The organism is Natrialba magadii ATCC 43099 (assembly GCF_000025625.1).
Classification (GTDB): domain Archaea; phylum Halobacteriota; class Halobacteria; order Halobacteriales; family Natrialbaceae; genus Natrialba; species Natrialba magadii.
This window is the reverse complement of record NC_013922.1, coordinates 1,341,416-1,359,287: the sequence shown is the minus strand read 5'-3', so window position 1 is coordinate 1,359,287 and position 17,872 is coordinate 1,341,416. Positions and strand designations below refer to the sequence as shown.

The following is a 17,872-nucleotide window of genomic DNA, read 5'->3' as shown; positions in this document are numbered from 1 at the left end:
AGGTGATACAAATGAAACGACGTAATTTCCTCGGTCTCGTTACGGGCGCAGCAAGCGGTTCACTGGTAGTTAGTAGTGGTGCGTTCAATACGAGCCGAGTTGACCGAGAAATCTCGGTTGACATCGAGACTGACGAGAGAGCATATCTCGGATTAAACGCTCTCCCAACTGAAAACGAAGAGGGAGACGTTCTCGAACGATCCCGAAACCCGGGATATCGAACTAAATTCAGTTTCCCAGGAGCGAGCGAGGGTGATGTGATTCGAGGAGACGGCCTCGGAACAAACTCTGAGTACTACTTCGACCGGCTAGTCGAAGTTCGAAATCAGGGAACTGACCCCGTCGTCGTCTATAGCGAGTTCTCGGGTGAGCTCGGTGACATCGCGCTGTATGATAGCGATCACGACGAGCGGTCCCTACTGACGAACAAGGACCGTGGAATCGAACTCGAGCCCGGCGAAGACTTCGATGCAGGCGTGTTCATCGACTCCGCAGATGTTGATCCCGGAACGACCGTTGAAGACACGCTAACGATTGTCGGTAACGCGACCGAAACAGCGTAGCGCTACCACGGACAGCTTCTTTCCGACGGCCAACACGGCCCCCACACAACCTCACGTATTTATCGAGAATCGTTCAGTCACTACTATCCACATGTCACTACGGATTGTGTTTTCTCTGTGGTTGATGAAGACGTAACCAGCAGCCAAAACCTTCGATTTCCAGCAACAGCGACAGGTCAAAATGACCTATACTTTGACCCAAAGAAGGAAGTTCAGGATTGAATACTGTCCTTCGGCCGTCAATAATCATATTACAATACAGGTGGGGACTGCTGGTTTCGTTGTGATAGTCGCGCGAATAGTCCAATACAGCGGTTGCAGTTTCGCCCTCTCTCGCTTACCGAGACACGTTGCCGCAATGAACCAGGCCCGTTCTGCGGACACACGAGACCTCGCCAAATGACATCCACGCACGAACACGCACATTCGAGTCCAGGTACAGACACCGATCAAATCTCCCTCTACGTCTACGAGCGCGAAAGCGGCGAACTCGTCGACGCGATCTACGACGCGAGGTCGATCGCGATCCCCAACGTCGACGACCGAATCACCTTCGTCGAAGCAGAGGCGGAGGGCGACTTCGAGACGAACGCCGTTAGCTACCGCGAGGAGTCCACCGAGACGACGTACGTCGTCGAGGAACGCGAAATCACCTACATCACGGTCGATTACGACATCGACGGCTACCAGCAGGATCACGCGCTCGTCTCGGAGGTCAAACTGTGGGTGCGTGTGGCCTCCAACACAGACGGTACGACACAGTCGAGGCAGCAGTCAGATCAGTGAGATCGTGACAGCAACAGCCACGGCCCGTACGTAGGCGAGAACGGAACGCAGAGGATCGAACTCGAGAATCCGTAGTTCCGGCAACCGATCACCGGCAACCGATCACCACCCACCAACTACCGACCACCAACTACCGACCACCAACTACCGACCATCAACTACCGACCACCAACTACCGACCATCAACTACCAACCACCGATGAACCGATTGCGCACCACCCACCTCATCGCAGTCGTTGCCCTCCTGCTCACAGCGTCCGCCGTCGGAACCGGGGCGGTTCCCCTCCCAGCGGACACCGTGAGCGACCGTTTTGATTCCGGGTCAACCCACCAGCAAGACGACGTTGGCGACGACATCGTTCTCGCACCCCACGACGGGCCGAACGGCGTCTACACGTCCGTCGAAGCGGAGACGCTCGCCCTCGAGTTCACGGACGAAGCCATCGAGAACGCCGGCGGACTCTCGTCGAGTGCGGTCAGCGAAATCCAGGACGTGTTCACGATCACGTACACTGGCTCCGAACAGGCCTCGGTGTGGCTCGAGAACGATCTCGATGAACTCGAGTACCACACTGTTGCGGGGCCGATCGAGAACGAATCCGAGGCGGAGGTTCTCGGGCCGAACGAGTCGGTTTCGGTCGGGGTTACGATCGATAGAGAAGGGCTTACTGCGGGCGACTCACTGGAGGGGACGGTTGCGGTAAACGCGGTCGGTCCTGCTGATACAGGCGAGTCGGACGATGCGGACGACGCCGAGAGTTCTGCTGTGCCGAGTCCACTGCCGGAATCGGGGCCACAGTGTCAGCCAGCATCGGTTACCGTCGATTCACCATCGCTTGCGGAGCGAGCGGTGTCAGTGATGGAGACACAGACCTGCACACCGGAGCAGATTCCACTCCAGTCGCTGCCGATCGGTGATGCAATGGTACTCGAGTCCATGGGAGCTGAATTTTCCCAGGAGCGGACGGTCGAGTTCGAGGTCGTCGCGCCGAGCGAACAGTCGGCGGGGTCGAAGTCACCGGTCGGTCCCGTCACGGAACTCCACCGCGAAACTGGTGCTGTTCCGGTCGGGAGCTATACCGTCATCGGACTGGCGGACGACGCTGTTGAATCACGTTCGACCACGCAGACGGTTACAATCGATCGCGCGTGGCTGGAACAGGCAAAACTCGATGCGACAGCACTCTCGGCCTACCAGTACGACGGCACTGAGTGGCGTGAACGTGAGCTCGACCTTGACACCGACCTCGACTTCGGCTTCGACTCTGATTCCGATTCCGATTCCGACCCCGTGATCGGTGCCGACAACACAGACACTGACGATATCGAGGGCGTCGTCCACGGAGAGCCGGTGCTGACCGCCATCGCCGTCGACGCGCCGCGAGTGACCGTCGAGCCGTTGACCGCTACGGAACCGAACGCGACCCAGAACGAGTCAGTGCTCGTCGACACGACGATCAGCAATCGGGACACAGTTGCAGCGGACGTGGCACTCGAGTTCGTTGCAGACGGCGAGCGCGTCGCAGACCGGGACGTGGTGGTCGGGCCACACGAGTCGACCGACGTTACGGTCGAGATTGCGGAGTCGGCAGAGGCGGTCGAACTCAGCTACGCGTACACGCCTCACGAGAGTGCGTTTCTGGTCGACGAGGGGGCTATCGATACGGCAGTAGCGGGGAGCGATGACGGATCTGCGTCGGACTCTACCGTGAATCGCGACGAGAGAAGCGATGATGGTACACCGTCGAGTGGAGCGGACTCGACCCCGTTCGTCTTTGGAACCGGTCCTGCTGTGGTTGTGGTGGTCGGTGTCGCATTCGCACTCGCGGTTTTCCTCTTTCGGGGGCAGCGCGCATGAACACGTGTCCGTCTACTGCGCGATTGGACCTGGCCAGCCCTGTTGGCAGACAGATGATCGAATCGGGTATCAACTCAGCTGATAGTCACGTTCGGCCAAAAGTTCAATATACTGTAGAGTTGGCGCTACCGTACAGACAATGAGCCGGGAGGCTGTCGAACTCGCGGTCCAGGTGGGTGTCGTGCTCGTCCTTGTCGCGCTCGTTGCGGGACAGATACTCGGCCAGCCCATCCTGTTTGGCTTCGTCGAAACGGGGAGTATGGAGCCAACGATCGACACCGGAGACGGGTTCGTCGCCGTTCCCACAGCGCTCACCGGAAGCCCCGAACCCGGCGATGTCGTCGTCTTCGAAGCAGAGGAAATCGAAGACGGCGAACTCACGACACACCGGATCGTGGAGGAAACCGACCACGGCTACACGACCCAGGGTGATGCGAATCCGTTCACCGACCAGGATAACGGTGAGCCGCCCGTCCAGGACGGACAAATCGTCGCAACAGCGTGGGAACTCGGCGGTGAGCCGGTGACGATTCCATCGCTCGGAACCGCGATCATGACTGCAGGATCGGCGCTCGAGCGCGTTCAGATCTGGCTCGCGACGACACTCGGGATTCGATCGCTGCTCGACAGCTCTGGGCTCGCACTCGTTCTACTCGGGCTCTCGATCGGTCTCTATGTGGTCGAAACGATCCGAGAACGCAGCGCACAGCAGGCCGAATCGTCACTCGCGCAGCCGGACTCGAGTCCCGACCTCGATCCACGATACCTCTGTCTCGGGTTCGCTCTGCTCGTCGTCGTCGGTGCGACGGCCGCGATGGTCGTCCCTGCTGGGACACACTCCTACAACGTCGTCAGCGCCGACTTCGACTCAGAGCAGCCGCTGGTCGTCGAACGTGGCACGACCGACGAACTCACACACCCACTCCCGAACGCTGGCTACGTGCCGGTCATTTCCTACGTCGAGTCCGGGAGCGAGCACGTGGCACTCGAGTCCAATCGGGAAGCGGTCGGACCGCAGTCGACGGGCGAGATCGAGGTCGCGATTTCGGCACCCGACGAGACGGGCTATTATCCGGCGTACGTGACGGAGTACCGGTATCTACACGTGCTGCCGGCGTCAGTTATACAAAACAGAGGAGAATACCTGGCCCTTTAGGGTCAGGATGAATCCGACAACCCCTCCACAGCCCACCGCCGATGGCAGGGCCGGATATTCCACCGCCCTTAAACCAAATAGTTATAAGACAAGCGAATATAAGTGATTATACAGACGTTCAGAATGCTGGAGGTCCACCGCACCCATCGAGCGAAAATAGGCAACCACTCACAGGTGGCAGAGTCGCTTGACTGGCATGGGTGGTCTGCCAGCAAACTCTGGAACGTCGCCAACTACCACTCCCGAGACGTCTGGGAGGAAACAGGCGAGATCCCCAACCACGAGGAGTTGAAAGACGAGTTGAAGACCCATCCAAAGTACAAGGGGCTGCATAGTCAGTCCAGTCAGCGGATTCTGGAGGAACTCGCTGAAGCCTTCAACTCGTGGTACTCTAGTGACGATGGCAGGGACAATCCGCCCGGCTACCGCAAGAAAAACTACTACGATGACGAAGGCCGCCGTGTCCACGAAGAACACCCACGTTCGACGGTGACGTGGAAGCAAAACGGCATCAAACACGACTCGAAAAACAACCGGGTCCGGCTCTCGAAGGGCGCGAATCACAAGGAACACCCGAAAGCATGGGAGTACATCCTTGTCGAATACGAAACTCGCCCCGGCGTCACCGTTGAGAACCTACAACAGGTTCGTGCTGTCTACGATAACGCGAAGGATCAGTGGGAGCTGCATCTCGTCTGCAAAGACGAGATCGAGACTCCTGGCGCTCCCGGCACCGAAACGGCGGGCATCGATCTCGGCATCAGCAACTTCGCGGCGGTCGCGTACAGCACCGAAGACGCCGACCTCTATCCCGGCAACCGCCTGAAACAAGACGGGTACTACTTCCCGAAAGAAATTGCCAACTGCGACAATTCTGGTGGCGACGAAGCCACGCGGCTTCATCACAAGTGGTCGGAGCGCCGCACTCACTTCTTTCACAGTCTCGCCAAACACATCGTCCAGCGGTGTGTCGAGAAAGATGTTGGCCGCATCAACGTCGGGGACTTGGAGGGGGTCCGTGAAGACAACGATGGTGAGTCGAAAAACTGGGGCAAGCACGGCAACCTCGACTTACACGGATGGGCGTTCGACCGCTTCAGCAACATCCTCACGTACAAGGCGAAAGTCGAGGGAATCGAGGTCGTGGACGTGTCCGAACGCGACACGAGCAAGACGTGTTGTGTCTGCGGTAGAGAAGATGATAGTCAGCGTGTTGAACGCGGCCTGTACGTATGCGAGAAGTGTGATGCAGCGTTCAACGCTGATGTGAACGGGGCGGAGAACATCCGTCTCGACCTGAACCAAAGTAACTCCGAGTCTTCGGCCAGTTTGGGCGAGGATAGGAGTACCGGCTGGTTGGCACAGCCTGGAGTCTACCTTCATGACTTGTCTCACGGATTCTCACCGAGAGAACAAGTGGTAGACTGCAAACCCTAATATCCCAATCCAGCGGTGCGGTGCCGTGGGATTCCTCCGTGTTCACGCGGAGGAGGATGTCAATCTGGGAGTATCGCGTGGTGCTCTACCTCGTGGCCGTCGTCTTGCTTGGGATTGGAATCTGGCTGAGCTACGGCGCGTACGCAGCACCGGGGGCCGAAACTGAACAGCAACTCGTGACGGACTGGACGGCGACCGGCGAGATCAGCCACACCGCAGTCGTCGAGGAAGCCACGACGGTCCACGACGAGGGTGTAGAGCTCACCGACGAGCCCCTGTACTACACCGCCGTGACACCAACTGCGACGGGGGCGTTCACAGCCGGCTACGACCCCGCACCGGAAACGACCGCAACGGATGTTGACGTGACGGTCACCGTCGATCTCGTCTATCGAGAAACGACTGGCGGTGGCTCCGAGAGCGGAACCAGCGAGACAGCTACGGATGACGGGATCTACTGGAGCGAACGCGAACAGCTCACGAGCGTCTCCGAAGCAGATGTTGGCCCGGATGACGATGTCACCGCTTCGTTCGAATTGAACGTTACCGACGCACAGCTGACACTCGAGTCCATCCGCGACGAGATGGGGGCAACGCCCGGCGAGGCCGAACTCGTGCTCGTGTTCGAGCGTGAAATCGAGGGGACGTTCGACGGCACCCCCCAGGTAGTCGTCGACCACTATCAGGTGCCGGTTGCAGTCGCAGCCGACGGCTCGACGTATCAGTTCGAGACCGACGCTGAGACGGGCGCCTATGCCGAGCGCCACGACGAGTACGAGCCGGTTACTGTACCAGCGGAGCCGAGTACGACGCAGGCTGCTGGCGGACCACTTCTGATCGCTCTCGGACTCGCCGGTCTTGCTGGGACGGCTCTCGCTTCGCGTCGCCTCCCGGAACTGACGCCCGAGGATCAGACCCGGCTCGAGTACCTCGATGCACGCGCGGAGTTCGAACCGATGACGACGCGAGTAACGCTGCCCGACGAAGCAGTCACAGGGCCGACGGCGGCAGTCGAGACGCTCGCGACACTCGCCGACCTCGCGATCGATCTCGAGTCGCCGCTGGTGTTCGACGAGCGGACGGGATGGTATCTTGTTCGGGGGTCAGACGTGGTGTACGTGTTCGAGCCGCCGCGTGCTGGAGTACTGGCTGTGGACGGTGAGCGAGGGCTGGATCGGATGCAGGATCGGGGACGGGAACAGACACAACAGGTGCAGGAACTGGGACAGGGACAGGCGCAGGTACAAGAGGAACACGGCAGCGGAGACAGAGACGAAGACGAAGACGGAGGCGGAAACGGAAACGAAGACAAAGACAAAGCCGAAGCCAAAGCCAAAGACACACTCGAGTGGGTCGACGAAACGAACGGACGTAACACGATGACGTCAGGATCAGACTCGGGTGCTGAAACGGACACCGAATCGACCGCCAACGACGCCACCCCGTCGTCTACCACGCAGTAGACTCGTCGAAATCAGGAACTGGTGTGAATTGGAAGTGGGGAGCAACTCGAGTACCGCCGCGCCGTCAGAACCGGTCCAGCGAGAACATCTCGATGTCGTGCTCGGTCTCGCCCTCGAGTGCCAGGTCGGCCATGATTTCGCCGATCACGCTCGCGAACTTGAAGCCGTGACCGGAGAACCCTGCTGCGACGGAGACCTGTGGCCGGTCTGGAAGGGTGTCGATCACGAAGTGGTCGTCCGGCGTGTTCGTGAACAGGCAGGTTTCGAGTCGCATCGTCGGCCCTGCGCCGTCGGGGAAGTACTGCTCGGCGAACTGCCGCAGCAGCCGCTCGTCGGCCTGGGTCGGCTCGCGCTCGAACGCCTCGGGATCGACGGTCTCCTCGCGGTGGTTGTACCGGCCGAACTTGAAGCCGGGCACGCCGTGGACTGGGAAGCCGTAGTATCGTCCTTCCGGAACCTGTAGGTTCCAGACGGGGAACGCATCGGGCTCGAAGTGTGACGGCTCCTCGGGCTGTAACCAGGCGAGAACTTGCCGTTCGGGGACAGCAATCTCTGCTAGCTCGTCGACGAACGCGGCCGCCCACGCACCCGCAGTGATGACGAGCCTGTCGGCTTCGTAGATGCCGTAATCGGTCTCGACGCGGACACCGTCATCCGCCGTCGACTGCCACTCGACGACGCGCTCTCGTGCGCGAACCGTTGCGCCGTGCTGGTGGGCCCGGTTCACGTGCGCGACGATACACTCCTCGGGGACCAGATAGCCACCGTCGGGCTGATAGACGGCTTCGTAGTCTTCCGGGAGCTGATAGCCCGGGTAGCGCTCTGCGAGTTCGGTACTCGAGAGCACTTCGTGGTCGAGGTCGTGTTCCACACAGGAGCGTTTCGAGCCCTCGACGAGCGGACCGTCGCGTGGGCCGGCGTCGACCGAGCCGGTGCGGTGCAGTAGCTGCTGGTCGTGGTCGGACTCGAGTGCCGTCCACAATTCGTCTGCACGCGTGAGCAGGGGGACGTACGCAGGGTGCTCGTAGTATGCGAGCCGGAAGATGCGGGTGATGCCGTGCGAGGAGCCGTAGCCGTGCGGGATGTCGTATCGTTCGAGGCCGAGGACGTCGACGCCGCGTTCGGCCAGATGGGAAACCGTTGCACTTCCCATCCCGCCGACGCCCAGGACGATGACGTCGTACTGTTCGGTCATGCCTGGTGATACAACTGGGGTGTCGAAAATCCTTCCTCACTCTCGCAGTTGTCTGGAGTGGTCGGGTTCAGTGATTAGGGTCGAGTTCAGTGGTTAGGGTCGAGTCCAGTGGTTAGGGTCGAGTCCAGTGATTAGAATCAGGTTCAGGAGTCAGAGTCGAGCGAAGTAGTCGTAGTCGGAGTCTGGTCCGCAGAAAGGGCCGGGTCCGTGGAGTCAGAGAAAGGGGCCAGATGCCAGCACCGGCATCAGCCGTCGTCGACTGCTCGCTCACGAATCCGCCGCTGCTGGCGACGCTCGCGCACGTGACCGACGCCATCGGCCAACTCGTTTCGTACTGCTGTCTCGAACTCGTCCATCTCCGCGACGAACTCCGCGGAGAACTCCTCGACGAGTTCGTACGTCCACTGGTCGCTGACCGCGCCTGCCGGAAGGTGGTCATCCCGAATCGCGTCGGCCCACTCCTCGTGGCCGGCCTCGCGAAGTTCGTCCTCGGCGTCGCTTACACGGTCCATTGCGTGTCCCAGTCGGTGATGGAACTCGAGTAGTGACCCGTAGGCACGGTGAACGTGTTCGATGCCGAGCTGGAGATTGTGCAGGGCGTCGAGTTCCGCGTCCGAGAGGTCGAGATCTGCGTCCGGTGGGTGCTCTCCGTTGTCGGAATTGATCGGCATAGTGAATACATGGCAGGGAGTTCAAAGACGTTTCTGCGCGCAGTTGCGACCGGAAGGGCTGTTACTGGGATTGGTGGACGTTCCAGCGGTCGGAGAAGGCCGTTCCGCAGGAACACTGTGCGTATGCGTGGACGACATCGCCTTCGGCATAGATTCCGCCGACGTCTTCGTTCTGTTCTTCGGCGAAGGCGAAGATGAACTGGATGTTGTGATCGTCGGTTTCGTCGTGGGGGCCGCCGTCGTTGTCACGATTACTGTCACGGTCATTGTCACCACCACTGTCACTGTCCCGGTCACGGTCACGGTCACTGCCACAGCCACTGCCACTGCCACTGCCACTGCCACTGCCACTGCCACTGTCACCCCCGCCATCTCCGTCACTGGCAGGGCGTTCCGGACACCGTCCGCCCGCAAGATCACTGTCGATGAGTCCCTCGATACCCATCGCGGACTGTGCGAACTCCATTGCCTGGCTGCCGGTCGCCGCCTCGAAGGCATTGCGGCCCCGTTCGCCGTCGACGATAATCAGGACGCCACCCTCGACGGACTCGCCGAAGGACTCGAGTCGGTCGTCAGAAACGTACGATTCTGCAAGAAACAGTGCGACATCGTCGGGCCGCTCGCCGGCCAAAAACTCCTCGCGTGGGACACTCATGGCCAGCGATTGGCGCTCGACGTGGAAAAGGCCGCTGTTCGCGCGATGTTTCCGTGGTGCGTTCGCCGTGATCAGTGCAGTGTGGGTCTGTGTTGCATTCGGGCTGGTGCCGACCGCGCCCGAGGATTTTGACCCGGAAATTCCCGTCTGTATTGGCAAAATCGGCCATAATACTTATCAATGTATTCTATTCTGGACTATTTCGAAATATATGAGGGCATAGGTGGAAGATAAGTAGACAATCACTCTCCGACAGACGGCCTCCGAGAAAAGAGTCGTATTCTGGCCACCAAACAGTTATTATGTCAATTCACAGCGATTGATTTATCTACGTTCTGTGTGGTTGACACCCTGTCGTTTATACGATGGAAGAGCCAGACGTTCACTCGATGTGAGTAGTGTGGTCCGTCGCTCGGCGGTGCATGGCCGAGATTGGACGGTTGCCACGCTGGGATGCGGTGATAGTGAATGGGAAATACATCACAGACAATCGACATACTCTTCGAGGCGCTCTCGAAAACGGCTGCAACTGACCTGTCTGGTGGACAGTCGCTGGCCGCCGATAGGATCGAAACGGCAGGCGTGAGAGGTGTATCGACGGACGACAGTGGCCGGCCCCAGAGTCACCAACAGGAGTCTGCTGCAACCGGGAGTATCGACTCAGACCTCGACGAACTGCTGGCACAGGCACTGGCAGAACTGCCCGTTACCGAGGTCGAATTTACCGACGAACTCGTCAAACACAACCTCGACGAGATTCTGCTCCTGTTGATTGCACTCCACGATGGGTCACACGGCAATGAGCTCCTGTCGGACCTGTCACAGCACTTCGAGACCACGTTGAGCCCTGGGACGGTGTATCCAGCGCTGCACGACCTGCAGGAAGCAGGCTACCTCTCGATGCACGCCAAAGTGCGAACCAAAGAATACTCGACCGCAGACGAGGTCGCAGTTCGGACGACACTCGAGCAAACGATGCTCGAACATCTTGCGTTCGGTCTGTTGCTGGCGGTGTTCCTGGCTCGTTACTGAGCCGGTCGGTCGAGAGGTGTGAGTGTCGTTGGGTTCTCTCACTGCTGGCCACAATCAGCAACGCTCAGTCAAAATCATCAACGCCACGGAACGCAGTGAGAGAGCCCACGACCTGTTCAGTGGTGGCGGATGTCAGCAACTACTCTTCGAGGTCCTTCGCAATCGACGAGAGACTGTCACTTGGGGGTTCGTAGGCGTCGTAGTAGGCCGTTGACCCTGGTTCCCGCAGCCCATAGAGGAAGTCGGGTTCGACGATGTCGATTAGAACCGAGCCCTCGTTCGCGATTCCGTGATCGTCGACCCACGCTTCGAGGCGGTCCGTCCCACCGCTTGGATCTCGCGCGAGGTCAGGGGTCTCGTAGACACCAGGAATCGTCAGCTCGTCACCGACGAGTGCACGCTCGATCTGCGTAAAGCACTCGTCGCCGTCGAGGACGATACGAACGACGTCGCCCGTCGTGAACGCCTCGCGGTCGTCGGCCGGAATTGCAAGCTGTACGCCCGTCGCCGTCTCCGAACACGTCGATCGAACCGTCTGCACTGACGGGTGATCGCTCGCGATTCTATCTGCCATAAAAGTTGAACTCGCGCTGTCGGATTACTCGTCGTCTTCGTCGCCGCCCTCGCCGAGAAGGTCGTCGACGTCGGTGCTGCCACGGCCAACGATCGAGGCGTTGATCTGTGCGACGGCGTCGGAGACTTCGCGTCCACGGACGGTGATGCGGCGGCGCTCGCCGTCACGCTCGGGCTTGTAGCCAGTCTGGCGACCTTCCATCAGGACTTCGGTCAGGTCCGCACCTGCGACCTCGCCGTTGAGTGGGCGGCCAGCGGCGTCGGAGCCACCCGTAATCTCGAGCGTGTAGCCGTCGAGGCCGACGGCGCTGCCGTCGACTTCCTCGCCGATTTCCTTGCCGATAAATCGGTTTGCGTCCTGTTCCGCCGCTTCGAGCTGGTACGACGACCCGGATTCGGGGTCGCCAACGACAACAGTGAAACTTGCCATGCACGGGAAAAAACGGTCGCCGCTCAAAAACACATCGAAACACGGGCCACTCTGGGGCGGGTTCGCTGCCGTGTTTCACGTGGCTGCTACTGAGTTGCGGGATTGAAAGCCTATCGCGCTTTCTGGTGGATGGTGGGACTGTCGCGTCGAGTACCCTGATACCGATGCGGATCGGCGTGGCGTTTTGCCGGCGATTCCTCTCCGGCCGAGGGTCGAGTGGTTACTGACAATAAATCACAACAGGCCGTCTGACTGGCTGGCATACTGTTAGGAGCTTCCCGCCCAATGGATACCTATGGCACTCGACCCGGATCGACTCGACGAGCTGTTGGCCGCGGCGTTCGCTGGCGGGGCTGCCGAACGACGTGTCGTGGTCCGGCAAGCGGTTGATCTCGACGATTCGGGCCAGTACGAACGAGATTGTGATGTGACACTCACTGCTGCGGTCGTCGTCGATGAACTGGGTGATGCCCCGGACGAGTCAGTCGTCAACCGGTGGAACTGGTGGATTGGGTCGCTCGAACTCGCATTTGGCGGCTATGCCCGATTCGGAGTGCAAGCCTACAGGACGTGACAGCTGGGGCGAACGAAACGACTTTTATGGGTTCCTGACCAAAGAGTCAGTAGTGACCGATTCCGACGTTCGTGAGGAGATTATGCTCGCCACCTACGAGGCGCTGTGCGAGCACGGCTACAGCGAGCTTACGGCACAGTCTATCGCCGACAAGACGGACAAGAGCAAGTCCCTCCTGTTCTATCACTACGACTCGAAAGAAGAACTCGTCGCCGAGTTCATCGAGTATCTGGTCGACTGGTTCGACGAACGAGTTGACAAGACGACGTCGCTACCGCCGGTCGATCGGCTCGCAACGGTCGTCGACTGGTTCCTCTATGGCTCCGCAAACGATACTGACAAGCGCCAGTCGTTCCACACGGCGATGCTCGAACTCCGAACGCAGGCACCCTATCACGAACCATATCGTGAAAACCTGCGGAAGAGCGACGACTATCTCCGCGAACTCATCGAAGACATCCTGCAAGACGGTATCGACGCAGGCCAGTTCGTCGACCACGACACCGAAGAGATGGCCACACTGCTGATGGCCACTCTCGACGGCGCGCGCATTCGACAGCTTACCCTCGACCGTGACAGCTACGTCGACCAGGTTCGCTCCGCCGCTATCGATCGAATCTTCGACGATATTCTGGCCGACGATGTCGACTTTCCCGAGACCCGAACACAGCGGGATGGGTACACTGTCACGACTGAGACGGCTGTCTCTACCGACGCAGATACCGATGCCGACACCGACGCTAACTCCGACACCAGCACCGACACCGGCACCGGCACTGACACCGACACCGGCACCGGCACTGACACCGACACCGACACTGGCACCGACATCGAATCCAACACCACCAGTGACACCAACTGACCACAACAGACACGGTCGCGTTTCAGCCTAGCTATGAGCGAATACACCTCCACTGACGAACCGACGCCAACGGCCGACGAGTCGTTCGCCGACCGTACCCCACCGATGCACCCCATCGTAACCGACGCAACCCCGCCGCGAGACCGTTCACTTCCCGTTTCGCTCTGCCGACTCGCTGGCGTAGTTGGTCGACCACAGCGTGCTCCCCCCGAGCAAGCCACCGACACACCACCACAACCACTCTCGACCGTCCTTCCCCCACTCGAAACCGCACTCTCGTACTTCGAGGCATACGTCCGACTCCGTCTCGACCTCCTCCTGACCGACCGCTACCCGGACACACAACCCAGAGCCCGCGACGCAGCCATCCTCGCCAGCGACTTCCTCCACGCCGGCGCATATGCCGCCGTCGCCGACGCCCCACTCTCCGAGCAGCGGACACTCGAGTTGTACCGTGTGTTGACGCGTGCGTCGACACAGCTGTCACACCAACTCCTCGCTGTGGCACGGAGTCGTGCTGTGTCCGGGACGCACTCGAGTGGGGGGTCGAGTCGGGTAGTGGTTGCTGGAGATGGTGATGGTGATGGTGATGATGGTGATTGCGATGGTGATGATGGTGATTGCGATGGTGATGATGGGGATTGTGACCGAGATGAAGGTGGTGACGGCGACGGTGACAACAACAACAATACTGAGCACAATCCCAGCGTTACAAACCCGCTCGTCACACTCTCGGAAACGGCAGCGGAACTCGGTTCGATCGCCGCCGGTGCGTCCGCCGACACCAGAGCCGCGATGACGACTTACGGCGGATCGTTGACGGCTGCACTCACAGCCGAGGCTACTCGAGAGTCCGACATCGATTCGTCGCCCGTTGCAGCCGCCGTTGATGTGCTGTCAGCAGCGTGGACGACGGTTCAGGAGCGAGAACAGGAGCAGGACCAGGATACTGCAACAGCACACGAGACCGAAACGACACTCTCGTTCGTGGACGCTGAAGCGACTGAGACCGACGTGTATCGCCACTATCGGCTCCCGTCGCTCTCGTCCGGCCAGTTCGGTGCTCGGGACTGCAGTGAGAGCGAGCGTGAACACGAACAGGTTCGAGTGCAAGAGCAAGAGCAAGATCAAGAGCAAGATCAAGACCAAGTGCACGTGCAAGCGCGCAACCGTGACGCTGCACTCGAGTCCGCACGCGACGCGCTCCGGACGCTCGACAACGCAACCGACGCCACCTGCCCGAAGTCGATCCGCACCGCACTCGAGCGAGCGACGCGTGTCCCAGGTGGCGACACCGCGTCGCTCGCGCCCGGATCACCTGAGCCAATAGACGATGACTGAGACCGCTCTCGAGCTGTCACGCCCGCGCTGGCCAGCATACCTTCTCTCGGCGTTCGTCGCCGGACTCGGCCACTGTTATCTGGGACAGTGGAAACGCGGCGCAAGCTGGTTCGGGCTCTACGTGCTCGCGCTCGCGTTCCTGAGTGCGCGTACCCTCTCTGGGGCGTTCGACCTCAGCGAGCCGTTCGTCATCACCGCGTTACAGTTCGAATCCGTGAGCTACACCGACGTTGCGGTCCCACTCGCCGTGCTCGTGGTCTGTCTCCTCGATCTCTACTTGCTCGGCCTTGCAAACCGTCCCGAGCCACCGGACGACACCAACGGCGTGCCGAAGTAGCGGCGGTGTCCACACGGAACCGACAGAAGAAAACCTCGCCAGCACCCACTCCAGACCGATGGAACTCGAGTTCGTCGGCGGCGCGCGAGAGATCGGTCGCAGCGCCCTGGTCGTCGACGACACGCTCTTGGTGGATTTCGGGATGGATTCGGGAAACCCACCCGCGTTTCCGATCGGCGACGTTGACCCCGAGGCGGTCGTCGTCAGTCACGGCCACCTCGATCACGTCGGTTCGATTCCCGCGCTGCTCGCTGGCGATGCTCGCCCGCCAGTTCACTGGACGCCGCCGACGTACGATCTCACGATGTTGCTGGCGAGAGACACCCTCAAACTCCACGGCGGGACCTACGACTGTCCGTTTACCGAGGCCGAACTCGCTCGACTCACGCAGGTTTCCGAAACCCACGGCTACCGCGAGACGTTCGAGGCAGCGGGCTACGAGGTCACTTTCTACGACGCCGGGCACATCCCTGGCAGCGCCCACGTCCTGATCGACGACGGCGAGACGCGCCTGCTCTACACCGGTGACTTCCACACCGAAGACCAGCAACTCCTCTCGGGAACGACGACCCGTCCCGAGGCGGATGTCGTCGTCTGCGAGAGCACCTACTCGGAGACGAGTCGCCGCCCACGAAGTGAAATTGAAGCCGAATTCGTCGAGAGCGTCCAGACGACGCTCTGGGAGGGTGGAACCGTCGTTGTCCCGGCGTTCGCCATCGGGCGCACCCAGGAGATCATGTGCATCTGCGAACAGCACGATCTCGAGTGCTACGTCGATGGGATGGGAACCCGCGTCGCGGAACGGTTCCTCCAGACAGCGAATCGAGAGTTCTTGCGCGACCCCGATCTCGTCCGACGTGCGAAAGGCAACGCCCGATTCGTCGACGGCCGCGACGGCCAACGCAAGAGTGGAGCTCTTGCTGGCCACGCGAGACGGGGGCCGTCTCGCGGACAACGCAAGCGAATCGCCGAACAGAACACCGTCATTATCACCACCAGCGGGATGCTTCACGGTGGGCCGGCGATGACCTACATTCCCGAAATCCGCTCGCACCCGGTAAACAAAATCGCGATGACGGGCTATCAGGTCGAGGGCACGCCCGGACGTGACCTGCTCGACACCGGCAGCGCCGAACTCGACGGCCGAATGCTGCCGGTTAGCGCGCAGGTCGAGCAGTACGACTTCTCTGCGCATGCGGACCGCGATGGGCTGCACTCGTTCCTCGAGTCGTATCGCGACAGCACGATTCTCGTGAACCACGGCGACCGGTGTGTCGCCTTCGCAGACGAGTTACGAGCGGACGGGTTCGACGCGAGTGCGCCGGCACTCGGTGAGTCGTGGTCGACGGACGCCTGAGTACGCGAGTGTATCAACGAACGCCTGTGTCGGAGGGCGGAGCCACAGCAAGAAACTGGTGCCTACACCACGCCGACCGAACTCGCAACGACGAACAGCGTGAACAGGAGCGCCAGGACGCACCCAACGGCGAGCGGCACGTTCTCCATCGCCTTCTCGTGCAATGCCATCTCCTCGTACTCCGCGCGGAACGCCTCCCGATTCTCCTCGTCGTAGAAGTACTTCGTCTTCAGCGCGAACCGCTCGGTGACTGCACAGCCGGTACAGACTGGCTCGTCCTCGAGTCGTTCCGTCCTGATATGGTCCTCGCAGTTGATGCTCCCACAGTTGTCGCAGTAGGTGTACGAACCGCCGACGCCGCTGGTCTCGCAGTGGACACACTCGCGAAACTCGTTTCGAACCACTGCCCGCGACGAGCCTGCTGCATCGTACACGTAGCGATACTCGTACTCGCCGAGTGCGAGCCGCGAGCGAACGCGTGGCAGGTAGACCGGGTCGATCGAACGGACTGACACGTCAGATCGGTTCGGCGTGCACGTCTTTTCGTAGTCGACGTTGTTGTCGCCCGTGTAGTGAACCGTCGTCGTGTGTACCTGTCGAAGCCGGTCGATTGCCCACTCCTTGTACGCCGTTTCGGTCCGGCCGAAGCGAGTGTACTCGAGTTCGTCGAACGTGCACTCGAGTTCAGTTTTCCGCTCCTCGAGGGAAACCCGCGGTGCGGTTCGGTCGGTGACCAGGTCGCGACGCTCACCGCGTGCGACGCGCGGTTCGTCGCCGCCGGCGTGGAGCACCAGGTCCGTCGTCTCGTTCAGGCTATGGATGACGCCGACGGAGGTTTCGAAGGTTGCGCTCGTGTTGGCACTCACGGTGACCATCGGCTCGAACGCGACGCTCGTCTCGGGTGTCGGAACCGTTTCGGGGGCGATGTTTCTGACGTCTCGGAGTGTCTCGAAGACGGGTGCGTCGCGGCCGGCCGTCGGGTGAGTTGGCGCGAGTGCCTCCTCACAGAGGATCTCGATGCGGCCGTTGTAGAGGTCCATCCCGATTTCCTCGCCGATCTCGCGGAGGTCGGTGCCGTCGACGAGTTCGACGCCGCCGTCGGTGGTGGTGCCGAGTTCGGCGGCGTACTCCCTGGCCGGCCGGGTGAACCGTCCAGTTGTCGCCACCATTCCCCGTTTGGGGCCGTCGTAGTCGTACGTCGCCACTGCTGAGTGGAGTTTCTGGACGACGGGGCGGCTAACCGTGTCTGTGTGCTTGCACTCTACGACGACCGCGCGTCGCCTGCCGTCGACGACTTCTTCCATCAGAATATCGCGCCCTTCGTCGGCCGTACGCGCCGACTGGCGGACGTTCTCGTAGCCGAGATGACGAAAGACGTCGACCATCAGGTCCTCGAATTCGTAGCCCGAGAGTTCGTCCAGTAGTGCCATCCGGATAGCGGCGCTTGTTGTGGTATTACCGACAGTCTTTCGGTCGTGATGGTCGCGGATTGTGACGATCACGGATCGTGACGGCTGGGGCGGTCGACTGACGGTACCGGAAAACCGCCCGACAACAAGGACCACGCTTTTCAGCCCTGCTG

General features: G+C 60.6%; 18 protein-coding genes. 12 read left to right on the top strand and 6 right to left on the bottom strand.

What is annotated here, in order from left to right; all coding sequences use genetic code 11:
• Positions 1–11 precede the first annotated feature (11 nt).
• The 6 genes from NMAG_RS06375 to NMAG_RS06350 all read left to right on the top strand — a co-directional run bounded on the left by NMAG_RS06375 (position 12) and on the right by NMAG_RS06350 (position 7,263).
• A complete protein-coding gene (locus NMAG_RS06375; protein WP_004267965.1) occupies positions 12–563 on the top strand; it encodes a DUF1102 domain-containing protein in 552 nt (183 codons plus the stop codon).
• A gap of 399 nt (positions 564–962) precedes the next feature.
• Entirely contained in the window at positions 963–1,349 is a 387-nt protein-coding gene (locus NMAG_RS06370) for a hypothetical protein (RefSeq protein ID WP_004267964.1), read from the top strand.
• Positions 1,350–1,548: 199 nt separating this feature from the next.
• Entirely contained in the window at positions 1,549–3,207 is a 1,659-nt protein-coding gene (locus tag NMAG_RS06365) for a hypothetical protein (protein WP_004267961.1), read from the top strand.
• A 139-nt stretch (positions 3,208–3,346) separates the two neighbouring features.
• Positions 3,347–4,363, top strand: coding sequence for a signal peptidase I (locus NMAG_RS06360; protein WP_004267959.1), 1,017 nt, complete (start codon positions 3,347–3,349; stop codon positions 4,361–4,363).
• A gap of 123 nt (positions 4,364–4,486) precedes the next feature.
• Complete coding sequence (locus NMAG_RS06355) at positions 4,487–5,800, top strand: RNA-guided endonuclease InsQ/TnpB family protein (RefSeq protein WP_004267958.1); 1,314 nt, start codon at positions 4,487–4,489, stop codon at positions 5,798–5,800.
• A 56-nt stretch (positions 5,801–5,856) separates the two neighbouring features.
• The gene (locus NMAG_RS06350) at positions 5,857–7,263 is read left to right on the top strand and encodes a DUF5305 family protein (protein WP_004267956.1); all 1,407 of its coding nucleotides are present in this window, start codon (positions 5,857–5,859) and stop codon (positions 7,261–7,263) included.
• A gap of 64 nt (positions 7,264–7,327) precedes the next feature.
• On the opposite strand, the gene solA is transcribed toward NMAG_RS06350, so the two are convergent.
• The 3 genes from solA to NMAG_RS06335 all read right to left on the bottom strand — a co-directional run bounded on the left by solA (position 7,328) and on the right by NMAG_RS06335 (position 9,784).
• Positions 7,328–8,458: an N-methyl-L-tryptophan oxidase gene (solA, locus tag NMAG_RS06345; RefSeq protein ID WP_004267955.1), complete on the bottom strand. Its 1,131-nt coding sequence runs from the start codon at positions 8,456–8,458 to the stop codon at positions 7,328–7,330.
• A gap of 245 nt (positions 8,459–8,703) precedes the next feature.
• Entirely contained in the window at positions 8,704–9,129 is a 426-nt protein-coding gene (locus tag NMAG_RS06340; RefSeq protein ID WP_004267954.1) for a hypothetical protein, read from the bottom strand.
• A 61-nt stretch (positions 9,130–9,190) separates the two neighbouring features.
• Positions 9,191–9,784: a DUF5807 family protein gene (locus NMAG_RS06335; protein WP_004267953.1), complete on the bottom strand. Its 594-nt coding sequence runs from the start codon at positions 9,782–9,784 to the stop codon at positions 9,191–9,193.
• A gap of 468 nt (positions 9,785–10,252) precedes the next feature.
• On the opposite strand from NMAG_RS06335, the gene NMAG_RS06330 reads away from it, so the two are divergent.
• Positions 10,253–10,816, top strand: coding sequence for a PadR family transcriptional regulator (locus NMAG_RS06330; RefSeq protein WP_004267952.1), 564 nt, complete (start codon positions 10,253–10,255; stop codon positions 10,814–10,816).
• Between the two features lie 139 nt (positions 10,817–10,955).
• On the opposite strand, the gene NMAG_RS06325 is transcribed toward NMAG_RS06330, so the two are convergent.
• Positions 10,956–11,390 carry a DUF7112 family protein gene (locus NMAG_RS06325; protein WP_004267951.1) on the bottom strand — a complete coding sequence of 145 codons (435 nt, stop codon included), beginning with the start codon at positions 11,388–11,390 and terminating at the stop codon, positions 10,956–10,958.
• 24 nt (positions 11,391–11,414) lie between these two features.
• Complete coding sequence (locus NMAG_RS06320; RefSeq protein WP_004267950.1) at positions 11,415–11,819, bottom strand: 30S ribosomal protein S6e; 405 nt, start codon at positions 11,817–11,819, stop codon at positions 11,415–11,417.
• 295 nt (positions 11,820–12,114) lie between these two features.
• On the opposite strand from NMAG_RS06320, the gene NMAG_RS06315 reads away from it, so the two are divergent.
• From NMAG_RS06315 to NMAG_RS06295, 5 genes are read left to right on the top strand one after another with little or no spacing between them, the layout of a single operon-like run.
• Positions 12,115–12,393, top strand: a complete 279-nt coding sequence (locus NMAG_RS06315; RefSeq protein WP_004267949.1) for a hypothetical protein — start codon at positions 12,115–12,117, stop codon at positions 12,391–12,393.
• Between the two features lie 52 nt (positions 12,394–12,445).
• Complete coding sequence (locus NMAG_RS06310) at positions 12,446–13,255, top strand: TetR/AcrR family transcriptional regulator (protein ID WP_004267948.1); 810 nt, start codon at positions 12,446–12,448, stop codon at positions 13,253–13,255.
• A gap of 33 nt (positions 13,256–13,288) precedes the next feature.
• Positions 13,289–14,596 carry a hypothetical protein gene (locus tag NMAG_RS06305; protein WP_004267947.1) on the top strand — a complete coding sequence of 436 codons (1,308 nt, stop codon included), beginning with the start codon at positions 13,289–13,291 and terminating at the stop codon, positions 14,594–14,596.
• A complete protein-coding gene (locus tag NMAG_RS06300; RefSeq protein WP_004267946.1) occupies positions 14,589–14,933 on the top strand; it encodes a hypothetical protein in 345 nt (114 codons plus the stop codon). Before NMAG_RS06305 ends, NMAG_RS06300 begins: the two co-directional genes overlap by 8 nt.
• A gap of 58 nt (positions 14,934–14,991) precedes the next feature.
• A complete protein-coding gene (locus tag NMAG_RS06295) occupies positions 14,992–16,290 on the top strand; it encodes an MBL fold metallo-hydrolase (RefSeq protein WP_004267944.1) in 1,299 nt (432 codons plus the stop codon).
• A gap of 62 nt (positions 16,291–16,352) precedes the next feature.
• On the opposite strand, the gene NMAG_RS06290 is transcribed toward NMAG_RS06295, so the two are convergent.
• The gene (locus tag NMAG_RS06290; RefSeq protein WP_004267943.1) at positions 16,353–17,720 is read right to left on the bottom strand and encodes a restriction endonuclease; all 1,368 of its coding nucleotides are present in this window, start codon (positions 17,718–17,720) and stop codon (positions 16,353–16,355) included.
• Positions 17,721–17,872 lie beyond the last annotated feature (152 nt).

Bases quoted from the DNA above. Each gene is read 5' to 3' on its own strand.
- NMAG_RS06375 (WP_004267965.1), top strand. From the start codon at position 12: ATGAAACGACGTAATTTCCTCGGTCTCGTTACGGGCGCAGCAAGCGGT.
- NMAG_RS06370 (WP_004267964.1), top strand. From the start codon at position 963: ATGACATCCACGCACGAACACGCACATTCGAGTCCAGGTACAGACACC.
- NMAG_RS06365 (WP_004267961.1), top strand. From the start codon at position 1,549: ATGAACCGATTGCGCACCACCCACCTCATCGCAGTCGTTGCCCTCCTG.
- NMAG_RS06360 (WP_004267959.1), top strand. From the start codon at position 3,347: ATGAGCCGGGAGGCTGTCGAACTCGCGGTCCAGGTGGGTGTCGTGCTC.
- NMAG_RS06355 (WP_004267958.1), top strand. From the start codon at position 4,487: ATGCTGGAGGTCCACCGCACCCATCGAGCGAAAATAGGCAACCACTCA.
- NMAG_RS06350 (WP_004267956.1), top strand. From the start codon at position 5,857: ATGTCAATCTGGGAGTATCGCGTGGTGCTCTACCTCGTGGCCGTCGTC.
- solA (WP_004267955.1), bottom strand. From the start codon at position 8,458: ATGACCGAACAGTACGACGTCATCGTCCTGGGCGTCGGCGGGATGGGA.
- NMAG_RS06340 (WP_004267954.1), bottom strand. From the start codon at position 9,129: ATGCCGATCAATTCCGACAACGGAGAGCACCCACCGGACGCAGATCTC.
- NMAG_RS06335 (WP_004267953.1), bottom strand. From the start codon at position 9,784: ATGAGTGTCCCACGCGAGGAGTTTTTGGCCGGCGAGCGGCCCGACGAT.
- NMAG_RS06330 (WP_004267952.1), top strand. From the start codon at position 10,253: ATGGGAAATACATCACAGACAATCGACATACTCTTCGAGGCGCTCTCG.
- NMAG_RS06325 (WP_004267951.1), bottom strand. From the start codon at position 11,390: ATGGCAGATAGAATCGCGAGCGATCACCCGTCAGTGCAGACGGTTCGA.
- NMAG_RS06320 (WP_004267950.1), bottom strand. From the start codon at position 11,819: ATGGCAAGTTTCACTGTTGTCGTTGGCGACCCCGAATCCGGGTCGTCG.
- NMAG_RS06315 (WP_004267949.1), top strand. From the start codon at position 12,115: ATGGCACTCGACCCGGATCGACTCGACGAGCTGTTGGCCGCGGCGTTC.
- NMAG_RS06305 (WP_004267947.1), top strand. From the start codon at position 13,289: ATGAGCGAATACACCTCCACTGACGAACCGACGCCAACGGCCGACGAG.
- NMAG_RS06300 (WP_004267946.1), top strand. From the start codon at position 14,589: ATGACTGAGACCGCTCTCGAGCTGTCACGCCCGCGCTGGCCAGCATAC.
- NMAG_RS06295 (WP_004267944.1), top strand. From the start codon at position 14,992: ATGGAACTCGAGTTCGTCGGCGGCGCGCGAGAGATCGGTCGCAGCGCC.
- NMAG_RS06290 (WP_004267943.1), bottom strand. From the start codon at position 17,720: ATGGCACTACTGGACGAACTCTCGGGCTACGAATTCGAGGACCTGATG.